The 16,666-nt window shown below is 70.3% G+C and carries 17 protein-coding genes; 11 read left to right on the top strand and 6 right to left on the bottom strand.

Annotated features, from left to right (window positions below; all coding sequences use genetic code 11):
* Positions 1–45 precede the first annotated feature (45 nt).
* The gene (locus PS467_RS37910) at positions 46–612 is read left to right on the top strand and encodes a CGNR zinc finger domain-containing protein (RefSeq protein ID WP_311039054.1); all 567 of its coding nucleotides are present in this window, start codon (positions 46–48) and stop codon (positions 610–612) included.
* A gap of 18 nt (positions 613–630) precedes the next feature.
* On the opposite strand, the gene PS467_RS37905 is transcribed toward PS467_RS37910, so the two are convergent.
* A complete protein-coding gene (locus PS467_RS37905) occupies positions 631–2,175 on the bottom strand; it encodes an AAA-type ATPase lid domain-containing protein (RefSeq protein ID WP_311039053.1) in 1,545 nt (514 codons plus the stop codon).
* Between the two features lie 78 nt (positions 2,176–2,253).
* Here PS467_RS37905 and PS467_RS37900 point away from each other — a divergent pair, with 78 nt between their 5' ends.
* From PS467_RS37900 to PS467_RS37870, 7 genes are all read left to right on the top strand, one after another.
* Positions 2,254–3,318 (top strand): amidohydrolase family protein, encoded by a 1,065-nt coding sequence (locus PS467_RS37900; protein ID WP_311039052.1) that lies wholly within the window; start codon positions 2,254–2,256, stop codon positions 3,316–3,318.
* 1 nt (position 3,319) lies between these two features.
* The gene (locus PS467_RS37895; protein ID WP_311039051.1) at positions 3,320–4,114 is read left to right on the top strand and encodes a metal-sulfur cluster assembly factor; all 795 of its coding nucleotides are present in this window, start codon (positions 3,320–3,322) and stop codon (positions 4,112–4,114) included.
* Entirely contained in the window at positions 4,111–5,136 is a 1,026-nt protein-coding gene (locus tag PS467_RS37890) for an NAD(P)-dependent alcohol dehydrogenase (RefSeq protein ID WP_268976222.1), read from the top strand. Before PS467_RS37895 ends, PS467_RS37890 begins: the two co-directional genes overlap by 4 nt.
* Before the next feature lie 204 nt (positions 5,137–5,340).
* Positions 5,341–5,673: a putative quinol monooxygenase gene (locus tag PS467_RS37885; RefSeq protein WP_311039050.1), complete on the top strand. Its 333-nt coding sequence runs from the start codon at positions 5,341–5,343 to the stop codon at positions 5,671–5,673.
* Positions 5,674–5,864: 191 nt separating this feature from the next.
* A complete protein-coding gene (locus tag PS467_RS37880) occupies positions 5,865–6,824 on the top strand; it encodes a carbohydrate ABC transporter permease (RefSeq protein WP_311039049.1) in 960 nt (319 codons plus the stop codon).
* Positions 6,821–7,690: a carbohydrate ABC transporter permease gene (locus tag PS467_RS37875; RefSeq protein ID WP_311039048.1), complete on the top strand. Its 870-nt coding sequence runs from the start codon at positions 6,821–6,823 to the stop codon at positions 7,688–7,690. Before PS467_RS37880 ends, PS467_RS37875 begins: the two co-directional genes overlap by 4 nt.
* Positions 7,687–9,021 (top strand): ABC transporter substrate-binding protein, encoded by a 1,335-nt coding sequence (locus PS467_RS37870; protein ID WP_311039047.1) that lies wholly within the window; start codon positions 7,687–7,689, stop codon positions 9,019–9,021. Before PS467_RS37875 ends, PS467_RS37870 begins: the two co-directional genes overlap by 4 nt.
* Position 9,022: 1 nt before the next feature.
* On the opposite strand, the gene PS467_RS37865 is transcribed toward PS467_RS37870, so the two are convergent.
* The 4 genes from PS467_RS37865 to PS467_RS37850 all read right to left on the bottom strand — a co-directional run bounded on the left by PS467_RS37865 (position 9,023) and on the right by PS467_RS37850 (position 13,203).
* The gene (locus PS467_RS37865) at positions 9,023–10,123 is read right to left on the bottom strand and encodes a glycoside hydrolase family 172 protein (RefSeq protein WP_311039046.1); all 1,101 of its coding nucleotides are present in this window, start codon (positions 10,121–10,123) and stop codon (positions 9,023–9,025) included.
* A 65-nt stretch (positions 10,124–10,188) separates the two neighbouring features.
* A complete protein-coding gene (locus tag PS467_RS37860; protein ID WP_311039045.1) occupies positions 10,189–11,031 on the bottom strand; it encodes a carbohydrate ABC transporter permease in 843 nt (280 codons plus the stop codon).
* The gene (locus PS467_RS37855) at positions 11,024–11,929 is read right to left on the bottom strand and encodes a carbohydrate ABC transporter permease (protein ID WP_311039044.1); all 906 of its coding nucleotides are present in this window, start codon (positions 11,927–11,929) and stop codon (positions 11,024–11,026) included. The genes PS467_RS37860 and PS467_RS37855 overlap by 8 nt, the downstream gene beginning before the upstream one ends.
* 44 nt (positions 11,930–11,973) lie before the next feature.
* Positions 11,974–13,203, bottom strand: coding sequence for an ABC transporter substrate-binding protein (locus tag PS467_RS37850; protein WP_311039043.1), 1,230 nt, complete (start codon positions 13,201–13,203; stop codon positions 11,974–11,976).
* 177 nt (positions 13,204–13,380) lie between these two features.
* Here PS467_RS37850 and PS467_RS37845 point away from each other — a divergent pair, with 177 nt between their 5' ends.
* The 3 genes from PS467_RS37845 to PS467_RS37835 all read left to right on the top strand — a co-directional run bounded on the left by PS467_RS37845 (position 13,381) and on the right by PS467_RS37835 (position 15,643).
* Entirely contained in the window at positions 13,381–14,628 is a 1,248-nt protein-coding gene (locus tag PS467_RS37845; protein WP_311039042.1) for a LacI family DNA-binding transcriptional regulator, read from the top strand.
* A 114-nt stretch (positions 14,629–14,742) separates the two neighbouring features.
* Positions 14,743–15,408 (top strand): HemK2/MTQ2 family protein methyltransferase, encoded by a 666-nt coding sequence (locus tag PS467_RS37840; protein WP_311039041.1) that lies wholly within the window; start codon positions 14,743–14,745, stop codon positions 15,406–15,408.
* A gap of 40 nt (positions 15,409–15,448) precedes the next feature.
* Positions 15,449–15,643, top strand: a complete 195-nt coding sequence (locus tag PS467_RS37835) for a CDGSH iron-sulfur domain-containing protein (protein WP_311039040.1) — start codon at positions 15,449–15,451, stop codon at positions 15,641–15,643.
* On the opposite strand, the gene PS467_RS37830 is transcribed toward PS467_RS37835, so the two are convergent.
* Positions 15,623–16,600: an iron-containing redox enzyme family protein gene (locus PS467_RS37830; protein WP_311040085.1), complete on the bottom strand. Its 978-nt coding sequence runs from the start codon at positions 16,598–16,600 to the stop codon at positions 15,623–15,625. The genes PS467_RS37835 and PS467_RS37830 overlap by 21 nt on opposite strands.
* Positions 16,601–16,666 lie beyond the last annotated feature (66 nt).

The raw sequence follows: 16,666 nt of genomic DNA, 5'->3' as shown, positions 1-16,666 counted from the left end.
CAGCCGGACCTTGCCGGCACAGCAGTCACCCGCCAGTATGGTGACGTGAACCTGAACCATGTCTTCGTCTGCGGAAACCCGGCCCTCGACTTCGCCGCGACGCTGCGCGCGCGCCGCTCGGCGCGGTTCGAGATGTTCGTGACACCGGACAGGCTGGACGCGTGGTACGTGGAATCGGGCATCGTCGATGTGGTGTCGTCGCCCAGCCGGCGGGCCGACGTCGAGCTGGCGACGAGCGTGCGGGAGGCCATCTACCAGTTGGTGACCGCGCGCCGCCTCGGGGAGGAGTTCGACGACGAGGCGCTGGCCGTGGTGAACGACGCGGCCCGCGAGCCTTCGGCGGTGCCCCGGCTCACTCGCTCCGGGCGCCGGACGGAAGCGACGCCGGTCGAAGCGCTGTCGGTGGTGGCGCGCCATGCGGTCGAGGTGCTGAGCGGGCCGGACGTGCCGCTGCTCAAGGAGTGCGGCAACCCCGAGTGCACCCGCGTCTACATCGACCGCTCGCGCGGCATGCGCCGGCAGTGGTGCGGTATGGAGTCCTGCGGGAACAAGATCAAGGCAGCCGCCTACCGCGCCCGTAAGAAGGGCACACCCGCCGTGGCACCCCACTGACCCGCGGCGGTCCCGTCCTCATGAGCGGGTGCGTGGTGTGCGGCCCGGCATCTTGATGTCGTACCGCGCCATCTTGCGGTAGATGGTCGCGCGGCTCATGCCGAGTTTGTCCGCCGCACGTGCCATGGTCGTCCCGGGCTCGGTCAGACAGCGCACGATCTCCTCCCGTTCGAGGGCCTCGATGCGGCTCAGCCGCCGTCCCGGACTCGCGAAGATCTCGCTGGAGAGATGCCTGAGGTCCACCACGTCCGTACGCGACGCCGCGTCGCGCACCACGCGCTGTAGTTGCTTCACGTTCTCCGGCCAGTGGTAGTCGGCCAGGGCGCGGGCCGCCGCCGCGGAGAAGGTGACCGGGCGGCTCCGGTGCTGGTGTGCGAAGTGGTGGGCGAGCGGGAGGACGTCGTCGGGGCGCCACCGCAGGGCAGGGGCCTCCACCACGGCGCCGACCAGGACACGCAGGGGCTCGGGGATGCTCGAATAGTCCTCGGCCGTGATGACGGACGGCTGCAGAGTCCGTCGGCCGGTCTCCGTGTGCGTACGGGGCGCGGTGGTGAGCAGCCGCGCCAGCTCCTCGGCCACCCACGCGGGGAGCGTGTCCACGCCGGCGGTGATCACACAGGTGTCGTCCTTGGCCAGTTCGGGGGCCCAGAGGGTCAGCCAGAAGTCGACGTCCGTGGCGGCCGGCGGACGGGCGCACAGCAGGCGCTCCCGTGGCTTGATCTCCCGCCGGGCGATCGAGGCGAGGGCCGCCTTGCCCGCGCCCGGCTCACCGACGACGGCCAGGAGCTGCCCCTGGGTCATCGCCGCCCGCGCCTCCGCGACCGCGTCCATCCAGCGGGAGGACAGCAGCGGCGTCTCGCTGCCGTGCCGGGCACGTCCCGGGTACACCTGGAACACCTCGCCGCGCGGGGCCGGGCGGGCCCTTCTGCCGCTGCCGCGGGCCAGCATGAGGGCCGTGGTGTTCCCGGCCGCGGCCTGCGCGAGGGCCAGCAGCAGCGCCGAGGAGGAGTCGGACCAGGTGGTGAGGTTGACGCTGCCGGCGAGGTCGCCGGTGATCGGGTCGAGGACCGGTACCGCGGCGCAGGTGTATCCGCGCAGGCTCGTGCAGTAGTGCTCATCGGCCCGTACCAGCGTCGGCGCCCGGTCGGCCAGGGCGAGCCCGAGCCCGTTGGTGCCGGCGTTGCTCTCGGCGAAGTAGAAGCCGGGTGCCAGATTGACCCGGTCCAGCGACCGGTTGATCGAGGGATCGTCGCACAGTCTGCACAGCACCAGCCCGTCACTGCTGGTGATCATCATGCTGACCGGTTCGTCGGCGAGGGTGGCGCGCAGCCCTTGCAGCACCTCGTGGCCGCATTCGTACAGCAGCGATTCGGTGTCCACCGAGCCCGTGAACACCGGCTGCATCTCCTCCGGCGTCACCCCGTACCGCCTGCTGCGCTGCCATGAGGCGCGCAGGCGGGGTGCCAGGACGGCTGCTTCGCCGTCCGTCGCCCCGTACGGCGGGAGTGGTGCCGGGTTGCCGTGATGGTCCACCGCGACCTCCATGAAGAGCCCGTGCGTCAACAGGCGGTCAGGCTACTGCGGGGACCGCCACGTGCCCCCGGTCGGTTGTCTCAAAGTGAGACAACCGACGGCTCCCCGGTGAACACCGACCTGCCTAACGTCACCTTCCAAGACACGGTCATCACCGGGACGGAGACCGATATGTACAGCAAGGACGGCGAGAACTACTTCATCGTGGACGCGCATATCGCATTGTGGGACGCGCGCCCCGAGAACCAGCTCAACATTCACGGCAAGCAGTTCATCGACTGCTTCTACGACTACCACCAGAACCTCAGCCCGGCCTCGGAGAAGTGGCCGTACGAGGAATACCTCTACCAGGGCGGCGAGCGGCTGATGAAGGACCTCTTCATCGACGGATACGTCGACCACGCCATTTTCCAGCCGGCCCGTCTCGGGGCGTTCTACCGCAACGGTTTCGGGCAGACCGAGGAAGCCTTCGCACTGGCCCAACGCCACCCCGACAAGCTGACCTACAACCACTACTGGGACCCGCGCTTCGAGCAGGCGGGGCTGGACCAGCTCCGGCGGGACGCCGAGCGGTTCCAGCTCAAGGGCGCCAAGCTCTACACGGCCGAATGGCACGGCGACTCGCGCGGGTACAAACTGGACGATCCGTGGTCCTACCGGTACCTGGAGGCGGCCCAGGAGATGGGCATCAAGAACATCCACATCCACAAGGGACCGACGATCCGGCCCCTGGACCGGGACGCGTTCGACGTCGCGGACGTGGACAAGGTCGCCACGCAATTCCCGGACATGAATTTCGTCGTCGAGCACTGCGGGCTGCCCCGGCTCGAGGACTTCTGCTGGATCGCCACCCAGGAGCCGAATGTGCACGCGGGCCTGGCGGTCGCCATCCCCTTCATCCACACCCGTCCGCGGTATTTCGCGCAGATCATCGGCGAGCTGCTGTACTGGCTGGACGAGAACCGCATCCAGTTCTCCAGCGACTACGCGCTGTGGACGCCCAAGTGGCTGATCGAGCGGTTCGTCGACTTCCAGATACCGGAGGACATGCAGGGCGAGTACCCGCCGATCACCGTGGCCCAGAAGAAGAAGATCCTCGGGCTGAACGCGGCGGCGATGTACGACATCGAGGTGCCCGCCGAGTACACCGTGGCCCAGCCGGCGGGGGTCTGAGGTGGCCGCCCGTCCACTGACCCAGGAGGTGTCCGCCCCGCCACTGGTCCAACAGGCCAGGAAGGCGCTCGACACCGTCTTCGATCCCGAGCTGGACGAACCGATCACCGATCTCGGTTTCGTCCGGTCCATCGACGTCGACGCCGACCGCCGGCTGACGGTGCGCCTGCGGCTGCCGACCTCGTTCTGCTCCCCGAACTTCGCCTACCTCATGGCGTCCGACGCCAAGGACGCCCTGGCGGCCCTGCCGGGCGTCGAGGCGGTCACGGTGCTGCTCGACGACCACCATGACTCGGACCTGATCAACCGCGGGCTGGCCGCCGACGCCGACTACCGGGGCACGTTCGGCGCGGAGGCCGAGGAGAGCCTGGACGAGCTGCGGCTGATCTTCCGCCGCAAGGCCCATACCGCGGCGATGGAGCGGGTCCTCACCTCGCTGCTGCGGCAGGACCCCGCCCTGACCGAGGAGAAGCTGCACGAGGTGGTGCTCGGCGACCTCCCCGACATGGCGACGACGCACGCGCTGCTGCGCCGGCGCGCGGCGCTCGGCCTCGGTGTGGCACCGTCCGACCTGGTCCTGGTGGACGAGCACGGGCACCCCTGGCCGCCGGACGAGATCCCGCTGCGCCTGCGGTTCGCCCGCTCGGTCCGCGTCTCGATCGACGGCAACGCGCACTTCTGCCGCGGGCTGCTGCGCACCCGCTATCCGGAGTCCGCGGCCGACCAGTCCCCCCGGGCGGTGGACGCCACCGATCCCACCTGTGTCCCCTCCCCTTCGAAGGAGCGCGTCTCGTGAAAGCAGTCCAGGTTGTGGGGTACGGCCGGAACCTGGAGATGGCCGACGTACCGGCCCCCTCGGTCACCGGCCCGTACGACGTGATCGTCAAGATCGGCGGGGCGGGCGTGTGCCGCACCGACCTCCACATCCTCGAGGGACAGTGGGCCGAGAAGTCCGGGGTGACGCTGCCCTACACGATCGGGCACGAGAACGCCGGCTGGGTGCACGCGGTCGGCAGCGCCGTCACCAACGTGGCCGAGGGCGACAAGGTCATCGTCCACCCGCTGGTCACCTGTGGGCTGTGCCGGGCGTGCCGGTCCGGCGACGACGTCCACTGCGAGCAGAGCCTCTTCCCCGGTATCGACACCGCCGGCGGCTACGCCGAGTATCTGAAGACCTCCGCCCGCAGCGTCGTCCGCATCGACGACTCCCTGGAGCCGGCCGATGTGGCGGCGCTGGCCGACGCGGGGCTGACCGCGTACCACGCCGTGGCCAAGGCCGCCCGGAAGCTGCGGCCGGGCGACCGCTGCGTGATCATCGGCGCGGGCGGGCTCGGGCACATCGGGGTGCAGGCGCTGAGGGCGATCACGGCCGCCGAGATCATCGTGGTCGACCGCAACCCCGACGCGGTGAAGCTGGCCGCCTCCCTCGGCGCCGACCATGGTGTCGTCGCCGCTGGGCAGCAGGTGCCCGAGGTGCTCGAGCTGACCGGCGGCCAGGGAGCCGAGGTCGTGATCGACTTCGTGGGCGAGGGCGGAGCGACCCGGGACGGTGTGCGGATGCTGCGCCGCGCGGGCGACTACCACGTGGTCGGATACGGCGAGAACATCGACGTACCGACGATCGACATCATCTCCACCGAGATCAACTTCATCGGCAACCTCGTCGGCTCCTACAACGATCTGTGCGAGCTGATGGTGCTCGCCGCCCAGGGACGGGTCCGGCTGCACACCAGCGTGTACCCGCTCGAGCGGTTCCAGGACGCCCTGGACGACCTCGACGCCGGCCGGGTCCGCGGACGCGCGATCCTCGTTCCCTGACCCGGCCCGGCGGTCCGCCGCGCTGAGGAGCGGCGGGTGGCCCGGGTCGCGGAGCGGCCGCGGTCATCATGGCCCGAGCGAGGGCGACGGCCTCATGATGACCGCCTGCCCGTCCACCCGAAGCGACCCACCCGGCCGACCGACCCGCCCGACCGGGCACAACCGAACCGACGAACCTGACAAGACCTACCCACCGGGAGCATCATGATCTTCATCACCGCCAAGTTCCGCGTCCTGCCCGAGCACGCGGACGCCTGGCCCGAGATCACCCGCGAGTTCACCCACGCGACCCGCGACGAGCCGGGGTGCCTGTGGTTCGACTGGTCCCGCAGCATCGACGACCCCACCGAGTACGTGCTGACCGAGGCGTTCCGCGACGACGAGGCCGGGGCGGCGCACGTCCAGTCCGACCACTTCACCACGGCACGGCGGACGCTGCCTCCCCACCTCGTGGAGACGCCCCGGATCGTCAATGTGACCGTGGACCAGGACGACTGGTCCCGCCTCGGGGAGATGGCCGTACCGCAGCAGGACTGAGGCGGACCGGCCGGACCGCCCCCGGGCGCGGGGTGGCCGGCGTCACCGCGCGGACGGGGTGGGCACGGCCCCGTCCGCGGGGCCGCCCACCGGAAGGCGCACGGCCCGTGAGCCGCGTCACGTGTCCGGTCCGTTGACGGCGCCTCGGGTGACCGCCACGATACTGGGCGATCACCGACCACGAGGTTCACATGAGTCTCACCGCTTCCCGGGCCGACGACGTCCCGGGTGGCCGCGGAACCCCACCGCCCCGCACCGCCGCCCAGCGCAGGCGGGCGCTCGGCCTGGACCGGGGCACGTGGTTCCTGTTGCTTCCCGCGCTGATCCCCGTCCTGGTGCTCAGCGTGGGACCCCTGCTGTACGGCGTCGCGCTCGCCTTCACCGACGCGCAGAGCGGCCGCACCACCCCCACCCGGTTCATCGGCCTGGCCAACCTTTCCGACCTGCGGTTCGACTCCCTGTTCTGGGACTCCTTCACCATCGGCCTGACCTGGGCCGTCTGCGTGACCGCGCTCCAGTTCGCGCTGGCCCTCGGCCTGGCGCTGCTGCTCGACCAGAACCTCCGGCTGCGCTGGCTGGCCCGGACCCTGGCGCTCGTGCCGTGGGCCATGCCCGAGGTCGTCGTCGGCATCATGTGGCGCCTGGTCTACCACTCCGACGCGGGCATCCTGAACGACACGCTCACCCGGACCGGCCTCCTCCACGAGAACGTCGACTGGCTGGCCGATCTGTCCTACGCCCTGCCGGCGGTCATCGTGGTCGGTGTGTGGGCGGGCATGCCCCAGACGACCGTGGTGCTGCTGGCCGGTCTCCAGAACGTCCCGCGTGAACTGCGTGAGGCGGCGCACCTGGACGGTGCGGGAATCTGGCGCCGCTTCACCACGGTCACCTGGCCGGCGCTCAGGCCCGTGGTGGTGTCGATCACCGCGCTCAACTTCATCTGGAACGTCAACTCCTTCGGCCTGGTGTACGTCCTCACCCAGGGCGGGCCGGGCGGACAGACCCGGCTCCCGATGCTGTTCGCCTACGAAGAGGCGTTCACCTACGGCCAGTTCGGGTACGCCGCGGCCATGGGACTGGTCATGGTCGCCGTGATCGCGGTCCTGCTCACCCTGTTCCTGCGCAAGAAGCTGACGGAGGACGCGGTATGACCGGTGCCTCCTCGCCCACCCCCGCCAAGGTGCGCGCGCTGCGCATCGCGGGCGGCACCGGTCAGTACCTGGCCCTCGGCTGCTATCTGGTCTTCCTGGCCTTCCCGTTGCTGTGGCTGCTGTCGACGTCCTTCAAATCGACACGGGAGCTGGGCTCCCTGCACCCCAGCTGGCTGCCGGAGGACCCCAGTTGGGACAACTACCGGGCCGCGTTCGAGGCCCAGCCGCTGCTGCACGCCGCGCTCAACAGCCTGGTGGTGGCGGCCACCGCCGCGCTGGTCTCGGTCGCGACAGCGGTGCCCGCCGCGTACGCCATGGCGCGCCACCGGTCGTGGGCCGGCCGGGTGGGCACGGTCTGGATCCTGGTCAGCCAGATGTTCCCGTTCATCCTGGTGATCATCCCGCTGTTCCTGGTGCTGAAGAACCTGCACCTGATCGACAGCATCGCCGGCCTCATCGCCGTGTACGTGGTGTGGAACCTGCCCTTCTCCCTCTGGATGCTCCAGGGGTACATCAAGGCGGTGCCGCGCTCGCTGGAGGAGGCGGCCGCGGTGGACGGGGCCGGCCGCCTGCGCACGCTGGGCAGCGTGGTGCTGCCCCTGCTCGCCCCCGGTCTGGTGGCCACGCTCATGTTCTCCTTCGTCACCGCCTGGAACGAGTTCTTCTTCGCCCTCGTCCTCCTCAAGTCACCGGAGAACCAGACCATGTCCGTGATCCTCACCCACTTCCTGGGCACCGAGGGAGTCGCGGACCTCGGTCCCCTGGCCGCAGCCTCGGTCCTCGCCACCCTCCCCAGCCTGGTGTTCTTCGCACTGCTCCAGCGCCGGCTGGTGGGTGGCATGCTCGCCGGGGCGGTGAAGGCATGACAGGTGCGAAGAGGGCGCCGCGGGCGGCCCTTCCGGGCGTGGCCGCCATCGTCTCGCTCAGCCTCCTGGCCGGCTGCGGGGGCCCCTCCCCGGACACCGCCGATGGCGAGGTCACGCTCGAATTCCTCAGCCTGGCCTGGCAGAAGCAGTCCGTCGACGCCAACAAGCGACTGGTACGGCAGTGGAACCAGGCCCACCCCGATGTCCGGGTCCGGTACGTCCAGGGCAGCTGGACCACCGTCCACGACCAGCTGCTGACCTCCTTCGAGGGCGGTGAGGCGCCGGACATCATCCACGACGACGCCACCGACCTCACCGACTTCGCGTCCGGCGGCTACCTCACCGACCTGACCCCCTACCTGCCGGAGGAACTGCGCGCCGACATCCCCCGGACCGCCTGGCAGACCACGACGTACCAGGGGGGCGTCTACGGCGTCCCGTTCCTCCAGGAGCCCCGCGTCCTGATCGCCAACATCGCGCTGCTCCGGCAGGCGGACGTCCGCATCCCCACGGCCCGGCACCCCTGGACGTGGGCCGAGTTCGAGACGGTGAGCAAGGAGCTGACGCGCGACCGGAACCACGACGGCAGGACCGACACCTACGGGGTGGCCTGGTCCCTGAAGGAGCCGGTCACCCAGTCCATGAACCTGTCCCTGTCCACCGGCGGCAAGGTCTTCGTCAAGGGCCCGGACGGCAAGAACCGGCTCCGTTTCGGCCCGGCCGAATCGGCCGTACCGCGGCTCATCCAACGGCAGGTCAACGAGGACCGCACCGCGCCCACCACGGGCCTGGGCATGGCGGGCGCGGACACCCTGCCCGGCTTCTTCGCCGGCCGCTACGCCATGCTGCCGCTCAACTTCTCCTACCGGCAGCAAGTGCGGCAGCAGGCGCCCGACGGCTTCGACTGGACGGTCCTGCCCATGCCGAGCGGCGGCGGCGCGGACGGCCTCGCCCAGGGCGTCGCGCCGCAGACGCTCTCGGTCGCGCGGGACAGCGGCCACAAGCAGGCCGCCGTGGACTTCATCGCCTTCCTCAACCGGGCCGACCACCAGGCCGACCTCGCCCGCGGCGACTGGCTGTTGCCCACCAGCGCGCGGGCGCTGAAGGACCCGGCCATCAACGCCCGCCGGTACGGCTGGAAGACGGGCGTCGACGTCGCGGCCGCCCTGCGCCCGTCCCCGGCGCTCGGGATCCGCGGCTACGCCGAGTGGAAGGACAAGGTCGCCACCCCGGCCTATCAGCAGTTCTACAACGGTGCCTTCGGCGTCGGCGAACTGCGTGACCGCCTCGTCGGCGACGGCCGGCGGATCCTCGACCGCTACCAGCGCTGACTCAGCGGGGGGTGCGCTCGGCCCGGGACGGGAACGCGGGGGCGGCGACGGCGCCGCCGTGCTGGTACCAGTAGGCGACGGACGACACGTCGTCGCTCCGCTCGAAGAGGCCGGTGCCGACCTGGCCGATCTGCTGGAGCGTCACCTTGAGGTCCTGGGCGAAGTAGACGGGGTCCGCGAGGTGCCAGCGGTAGAGGCCGTGGTGCGGTGCCATGGCGGTGGCGTAGGGGGCGCCCTGGGAGACATCGCGGGTCTCGTACTGCGGGTATCCGAAATACGGTGCGGAGAAGGTCAGGACGTCGGGCTCCTCGGTGGCCGAGAGCTTGTTCTGGAACGCCCAGGCGCCTCCGGCGTAGTCCTCCGTTCCGGTGCCGCAGATGGTGGGGAAGTCGGTGTCGCCGTCGATGAAGAACTTCATCTCGCCCTCTCCCCACCAGTAGCGTTCCAGCGCCACGATGGACAGGAAGGTGCCGAGATACCGTCCGGCGCCGGTCACCCCGTCCAGGACGACGTAGTCGCGGCCGGGCACCGTGGTCCGCTGCCGCCGCCACTGCGCGTGGAAGCGCGGGGTGTGCTCGGGCAGTTCGGGCACCGAGACGTAGTCGATCTGGAAGAAGAACCCCGTGATGTCCGCGGGGTGCTCATTGGTGACGGTGATGCGGGCCCCGTCGGCGAACGGCATCTGGAAGTAGGCGTTCATGCCGCCGGTGGGGGCCACGGTGACCGGCTGCGAGGTCAGCAGCGCCCGTGCGCCGTTGCCGTTGCAGAAGAAGTCGCCCAGCGGCGCCTCGACGGCGGGCTGGTCGTCCCCGTCCCAGTAGGCGCGCACCACGAGGTCCCGCAGGACGAAGCCCACGGCGTCGGTGTGCGCGGGGCAGGTGATCCAGATGTGGGTGATGACACCGGCCCCCGGGATGTCCGCGATCACCGTGGTCTCGCCGCTGGGCAGGTCGACGCAGGGGCGTCCCTTGCGCCCGGGGCCCAGGGCGGAGGCCGCCCGGCCGCCGGCGCCCTTCTGCCCGGACGGGTTCTCCGCGGTGATGGCGCGGCTCGACATGCCCGGCGCGGGCGTCAGGGGGAACGGATACGGCTGGGTCTGCATGGTGTCCTTCGCGGTGTGAGTTTCGGTCGGTCCGGTGGCTGGAGTGGTTCCGGGGCGGGTGGCGGTCAGCGGCCGCCGGAGGTCTTGATGGTCTCGGTGAACTGCTTCTGGAAGACGAAGAAGAGGATCAGGGTGGGCAGCGCCGCCACCGTCGAGGCCGCCATCGAGTAGTTCCAGGCGGCCGAGAACTGTCCCTGGAAGTTGGAGATCCCGACCTGGACCGGAATGAGATCGGGGTTCTGGACGATCGTCAGCGGCCACAGGAAGGAGTTCCAGGTGCCCAGGAAGAAGAAGACCGCCAGGGCGGTCAGCAGGGGCCTGCTCATGGGCAGGATCACCTGCCAGTAGATGCGCCAGTAGCCACATCCGTCGAGTCGCGCGGCCTCCTCCACATCGTCCGGGAAGCTCAGATAGAACTGCCGCAGGAAGAAGATGCCGAAGGCGTTGAAGACGGCCGGGAGGATCATCCCGAGGTAGGAGTCGAGGATGCCGAGTGTCTTCGCGACGAGGAACAGCGGCACCATGATGAGCGGCAGCGAGATGAGCAGCGTGGCGTAGATGCCGGAGAAGATGGTGTCACGGCCCCGGAACTTCAGCCTGGCCAGGGCGTAGCCGGCCATCGAGTGGAAGAACAGGGACAGCACGGTGACGACGGCGGCGACCAGGAACGAGTTGAACAGATACCGCAGGATGGGGATCTCGGAGAAGATGTAGCGGAAGTTGTCCAGGGTCGGGGAACCGGGTATGAGGTCCGGCGTGTAGACGTCCTTGGCCTGTTTGAAGGCCGTGGAGACCATGTAGAGCAGCGGGGCGACGGTCAGCAGCGCGAGAAAGGCGATGCTCCCCCAGACGGCCGTCGGGCCGAGGCGGGACGGCTGTCGCCGTGGCGGCCGGGCGGTGTCAGGCATCGACCTTCCCTCCCTTGGTGATGCGCAGCATGACGAACATGATGATCATGAGGGCGAACGAGACCACGGCCGCCATGGCCGCCGCGTAGCCGAAGTCGTTCAGCTGGAAGGCCCGTTGGTAGATGTAGAACATGACGACCTGGGTGCTGTAGTCGGGGCCGCCCTTGGTCATGACGTAGATGAGGTCGAAGATCCCGGCGGCCCCGATCGCCGTCAGGGTGGTCATGACGAGCACGAACAGGCTGGTGGGCCGGAGCAGCGGCCAGGTCACGTTCCAGAACGACCGCCAGCGCCCCGCGCCGTCGAGCCGGGCGGCCTCGTAGTAGGCGGAGGGGATGTCCTGGAGCCCGTTGAGGAAAATGATCATGTAGTAGCCCATGAAGAACCACACGCTGATCACCACGACCGCGAACAGCGCGTACCGGGGATTGCCCAGCCAGGACTCGCCGGACAGGCCCATCCGCTCCAACGAGCGGTTGACCGCGCCGACATGGTCGGTCAGCAGGAACTGCCACACCAGACCCACCACGACCAGGCTCACGACGTTCGGGGCGAAGAACAGGCTGCGCAGCAGCCCGATGCCGCGCCGCTGCTTCTTCACCAGCAGGGCGAGACACAGGCTCACCGTGAAGAGCGTCGGCACGAACGCCAGGGTGAACAGCCCGGTGGTCTTCAGCGAGGAGGCGAAGACCGGGTCGGACAGCAGTGTCCGGTAGTTGTCCAGGCCGATGAACTCGTAGTCCCCGAACCCGGACACCCGGAAGAAGCTGATGGTGAGCGACGCGATCATCGGAAGCACCAGGAAGACGAACATCCCGATGACGCTGGGGGCGACGAACAGATAGCCGGCGAGCGTCTCACGGCCGCGCTGCGACAGCGGGCGTCTGCCGCTCGTCACGGACCGCCTGGGTTGCCTCGTGGAGGACGCCACGGTGACATCCATCAAAAGATCCTCGCTCCCTCGTAGGTGGCGAGCGCGTCCTCGATGAGGTCCGCCGCGCGGTCGGCCCGCGCCCGCGGATCGGCGCCGCTGAGCTGGCATGCCTGGATCGCCTCGGAGATGGGCTGGTAGACGTTGGGCGGATAGCGCGGCTCGCCCCGTCCGCCGGGCACGACCTCCTCATGGAAGTACTTCATGATGGGGTCCTCGAAGTAGCCGCGCTGCTCCGCCAGGCGCGCCACACTCTTCCGCGGCGGCATGTCGCTGTTCGCCACCGTGCACCAGTCCGCCATGCGCTTGACACAGGACTCCTCCATGGAGCCGAGCGCCCACACCACGAACCGGGCCGCCGCCTCCGGGTTCCTGCCGCGCCGGTTCACCACGAACGCCCAGCCGCCCACATCAGTGGTGTACGTCCCGCCCGGTGGGACCGGCTGTTTGAACACGCCGAATGCGAAGTGCGGCGCCGCGCTGCGCAAGGTGCTCGCCCCGTAAGGGCCGCAGTGCTGGATGCCGCAGTAGTCGACGAGGAGGTTGGCGGTGATGTCGGTGGAGCCGGTGCCGAGCGATCTGCGCGGTGCCACGCCTCGCTGGATGGTCTCCTGCCAAAAACGCAGCGCCTCCACCGCGCCCGGTTCCCGGAAGGCGCTCGACGTGCCGTCCGGTGCCACGGCGTCCGCGCCACCGGCCCACATGAAGGGGTACCAGCAGAAGTTCTGCAGATAGCCCGGCGTCGTCTCCAGCGTCAGGCCGAACCTCTTCTTCGTGGTCAGCCGCTCCGCCACGGACAGGAACTGGTCCCAGGTACGCGGGATGTCGCCCTCGGACAGCCCCGAGCGCTCCCAGGCGTCGATCCCGTAGTAGAAGGCGTGGGGCTGGAGGGACAGCGGAAGTCCGTAGATCTTCCCGTCCACGGTGCGGGTGTCGAGGGCGCCGTCCACGAAGTCGTCGATCGCCTCGCGGGTCAGGTAGGGGGTGAGGTCCTCCAGGACTCCGCCGTTCGCGTAGCGCAGGAAATCGCCGGGGCTCAGCGCGAAGATGTCCGGCCCCTTGTCGGCGAGGAAGGCGGTGGGCAGCGTGGAGCCGTTGGTGTAGGTGTTGCCGGAGAAGTAGGTCAGCTCGACCTTGGTCCGGTTCCGGGCGTTCCACTCCCGCGCCATGGTGACGAACCAGTCGCTGGGTTTGGCGGCGCCCGCCCCCTTGGCCGGACCCCATAGGTTCCAGAAGGACATCGCCCCGTTCCGCCCTCCGGACGGCGAGCACGCCGTGAGCGCGGAGGGCACCGAGATGGCCATGGCCGTCATTCCGAGGACGGCGCGTCGAGACGGGGGAGGCATCGATCCTGCCTTCGTCCGGGTGCGCGTCGGTGCGCGCACAGATGAGTTCCCTGACAGGTGCTGAGGTAGGGGGTGGCCGGTGAGCCACGGACCGCGCCGCGGCGAGTCCGCCTCGTCCCGGAAGCGGTGACGCGTGGGTACGGGGGCTGCCGTGGCAGCGAGGTAACGTTACCTGGAAGCTACGATAGGGTTTCCGCATACGTCAAGAGGGAGGAATCGGTGGGCTCAGCACGGGGCACGGCGCCACTGGGGCGGAACCCGCGAGGCTCGGACCACGGTGCGAACCGACCGGGCCGGGGCAGCGGCCGGCCGACCATCAAGGACGTCGCCGCCCGCGCGAACGTCAGCCCCATGACGGCCTCCCGCGTCGTCAACGGCCATCCCCGCGTCCGCGCCGATCTGCGCGAGCGGGTGCTCGCCGCGGTGGCCGAACTCGGATACGCGCGCAACGCCGTGGCCACCTCGCTGCGCCGGCCGGATCTCTCGCCCTGGACCATCGGGCTGATCCTGCACGATGTGGGCAACCCCTTCTCCGCCGCCATCCACCGCGCGGTCGAGGACGTGGTCCGCTCGGTCGGCTCGTTCGTCCTCACCGCCAGCACCGACGAGGACCACGAGCGGATGGGCCTGCTGCTCGACGCCTTCCGTGACCGCGATGTCGACGGACTGCTGCTCGCCCCGCCCCCCGGCGACCAGTCCTACCTCACCCCCCACCTGCGGCGGGGGATGGCCCTGGTGCTTGTCGACCGGCCGGCGGAAGGTCTTGACGCGCCCGCGGTGCTCAGCGACAACGAGAGCGGTATGCGCCAGGCGGTCCGCCATCTGCTGGACCACGGCCACCGGCACATCGCCTACCTCGGGGACCTGCGGTCCGCGCCGATGCGGCTGCGCTTCGCCGGATACCAGGCGGCGCTCGCCGAAGCGGGACTCACTCCCGACCCCGGGCTGCTCCACCACACCGTCGAGGACACCGAGGCGGCGGCCCACATCACCGAGCGGATCGCGAACGGCTCCGGCCGGGCCACGGCCGTCATCGCCGCCCGGAACGCGCTGTCCATCGGTGCCGTACGCGGGCTGCGGCGCGCCGGCGCCCAGCACCGCATCGCCCTGCTGGGTTTCGACGACGTCGAGCTGGCCGGTGAACTCGAACCCGGGCTGACGGTGGTGGCCCAGGACCCGGCGGCGATCGGCACGGCGGCGGCCACCGCGCTGATCGAGCAGCTGGCCGACCCCTCCCGCGCCATCACCGGACGGCTGCTCCCGCCACGCCTCATCCCGCGCGGCTCCGGGGAACTCCCGCCGTACCGCCCGGCCGGCTGAGCCGGTCCCGCCGCGCCGGCGCGAGGTGTCCGACGGGTTCGTGTGCCCGGCGATGTTCGTGTGCACGTCGGTGTTCGTGTGCACGTCGGTGCCCTTTGTGGGTACACGCCACCTATGGTGTTCAAAGCGACCCCCGGTGTGTACGCGCCACAGGACGACACGTGGTTGTTGACCGAGGCCCTGCTCCAGGAGAACATCACCGCCGACACGTCCGTTCTGGACGTCGGGACGGGCAGCGGTGCCCTGGCCCTCGCCGCGGCCGAGCGCGGTGCGGCCCAGGTGACCGCGGTCGATGTCTCACCGCTCGCCGTGGGCGCCACCTGGCTCCGGGCTTGCCTCAGAGGGCTGCGGGTCCGTGTCCGCCACGGCGATCTGCTGACCCCGGTCGCCGACCGCACCTTTGATCTCATCGTCGCCAACCCGCCCTATGTGCCCGTGGCGGGGCGCCGGGGCCACGGTGTGGCCTGGCGGGGCCGGGGTGTGGCCTGGCGGGGCGGTACCGACGGGCGGGCGCTGATCGACCGGATCTGCGCGGACGCGCCACCGCTGCTGCGTCCCGGCGGGGTGCTGCTGCTGGTGCACTCGGCACTGTGCGGTGCGGAGCGGACCGTCGAGCAGTTGACGCGGACGGGACTGCGGGCGGCGGTGGCCGACCGCCGTATCGTCCCCTTCGGGCCGGTGCTGCGCGAGCAGGCGCCCTGGTTGGAGGCCCGTGGGCTGATCGCCCCGGGCGAACGGAAGGAAGAGCTGGTGGTGATCCGTGCCGAACGACAGGCCTGACCCCGCCGTGCACCGGCGTGACCCCGCCGTGCGGGTGAGGATGGGGACCGACGGCCCGATGCTGATCGAGGGACCGGTCGAGATCACCCTGCCCGACGGCAGCGTGGTGCGCTCCGACCGCTTCACCGCGGCCGTGTGCATGTGCGGCCGCAGCGCGCGCTACCCGTGGTGCGACACCAGCCACCGCCGCCGCCCGCCGAGGTCCCGGCGCGGATCACAGCGGGACGCGGAGTGAGGACCGGCCCTCCCGCCAGGCCCCCAGGATCTCCTCGGCGAACCGGTCCTCCAGGAACACGGTGGCATCGACCCCGAACGCCACGTCCGCGGCCAGTGCGGGTTCGCGCCTGAGCAGATCGCCGATCACCTCATGGCGCACGATCTGCTCGTGTACGGCGTCGGCCTCGACGTGCTCGGTGTAGAAGAACACCGCCGCCTCCCCCGCGCCCATCCGCCGCAGCGCCTGGGCCAGCCGGTCGGACGCGGGCGACGAGGTGATCTCCACCGTCGCGAAGTGGCCCACCAGGGCACCGCGCAGCGACCGGTGCAGTCCCAGCAGCGACATCATGTTGACCACCGCCAGCATCCGGGCCGACGCGGCGTCCAGATAGTGGTTGTACGTCGGGTCCAGGGCCAGGTCGGCCATCAGGTCGGCGAACAGCTCCGCGTGCACCCGCTCCCCGCGCCCGGCGCCGAACTCGTCGTACTCCACCGCCGCCATCGCCGCCTTGGCCTGACCCCGCAGCCGTGGCACGGCCCACACATGCGGGTCGGCCTCCTTGAGCTGGTACAGCGACCGCTGCGCGATGTACTCACGCATCTGCCACAGCTCACCGTCGTCCCGCAGATGGTGCGACACCCCCGTCCCCCCGGCGGGCTCCACCAGCAGACCGGCCACGGCGGCGTCCGGGTCGTCGTGCGTGGTGGCATCCGGGCGCAGCGCTTCCAGGAACCTCCGCTCCAGCGCCTGCCGCGTCCGCAGCAGCTCCGGGTCCCACTCCCACGCGTCGTCCACCCCGGAGAACCCCTGGTAGTGAAGCTCGTAGCACATATACAGCGCGAGCTGGAGATCGTCGCCGTACGGATCGGCCTCCCGCAGCGGGCGGCCGGTGGGCAGTGCCACCTCGCCGGGCTCGCGCACGAGGGCGTCGGCCAGCGCGGCGGACACCTCACCCCGCCGCGTGGGCAGGGGCATCGGCCCGGTCGTCGTCGCCGGACGCGTCTGGCTCACCGTCCGTCCTTCCTTCCGTTCCTCTTCCTC

This window comes from Streptomyces luomodiensis (assembly GCF_031679605.1).
Taxonomy (GTDB): domain Bacteria; phylum Actinomycetota; class Actinomycetes; order Streptomycetales; family Streptomycetaceae; genus Streptomyces; species Streptomyces luomodiensis.
This window is presented reverse-complemented; position numbering and strand designations above follow the sequence as displayed.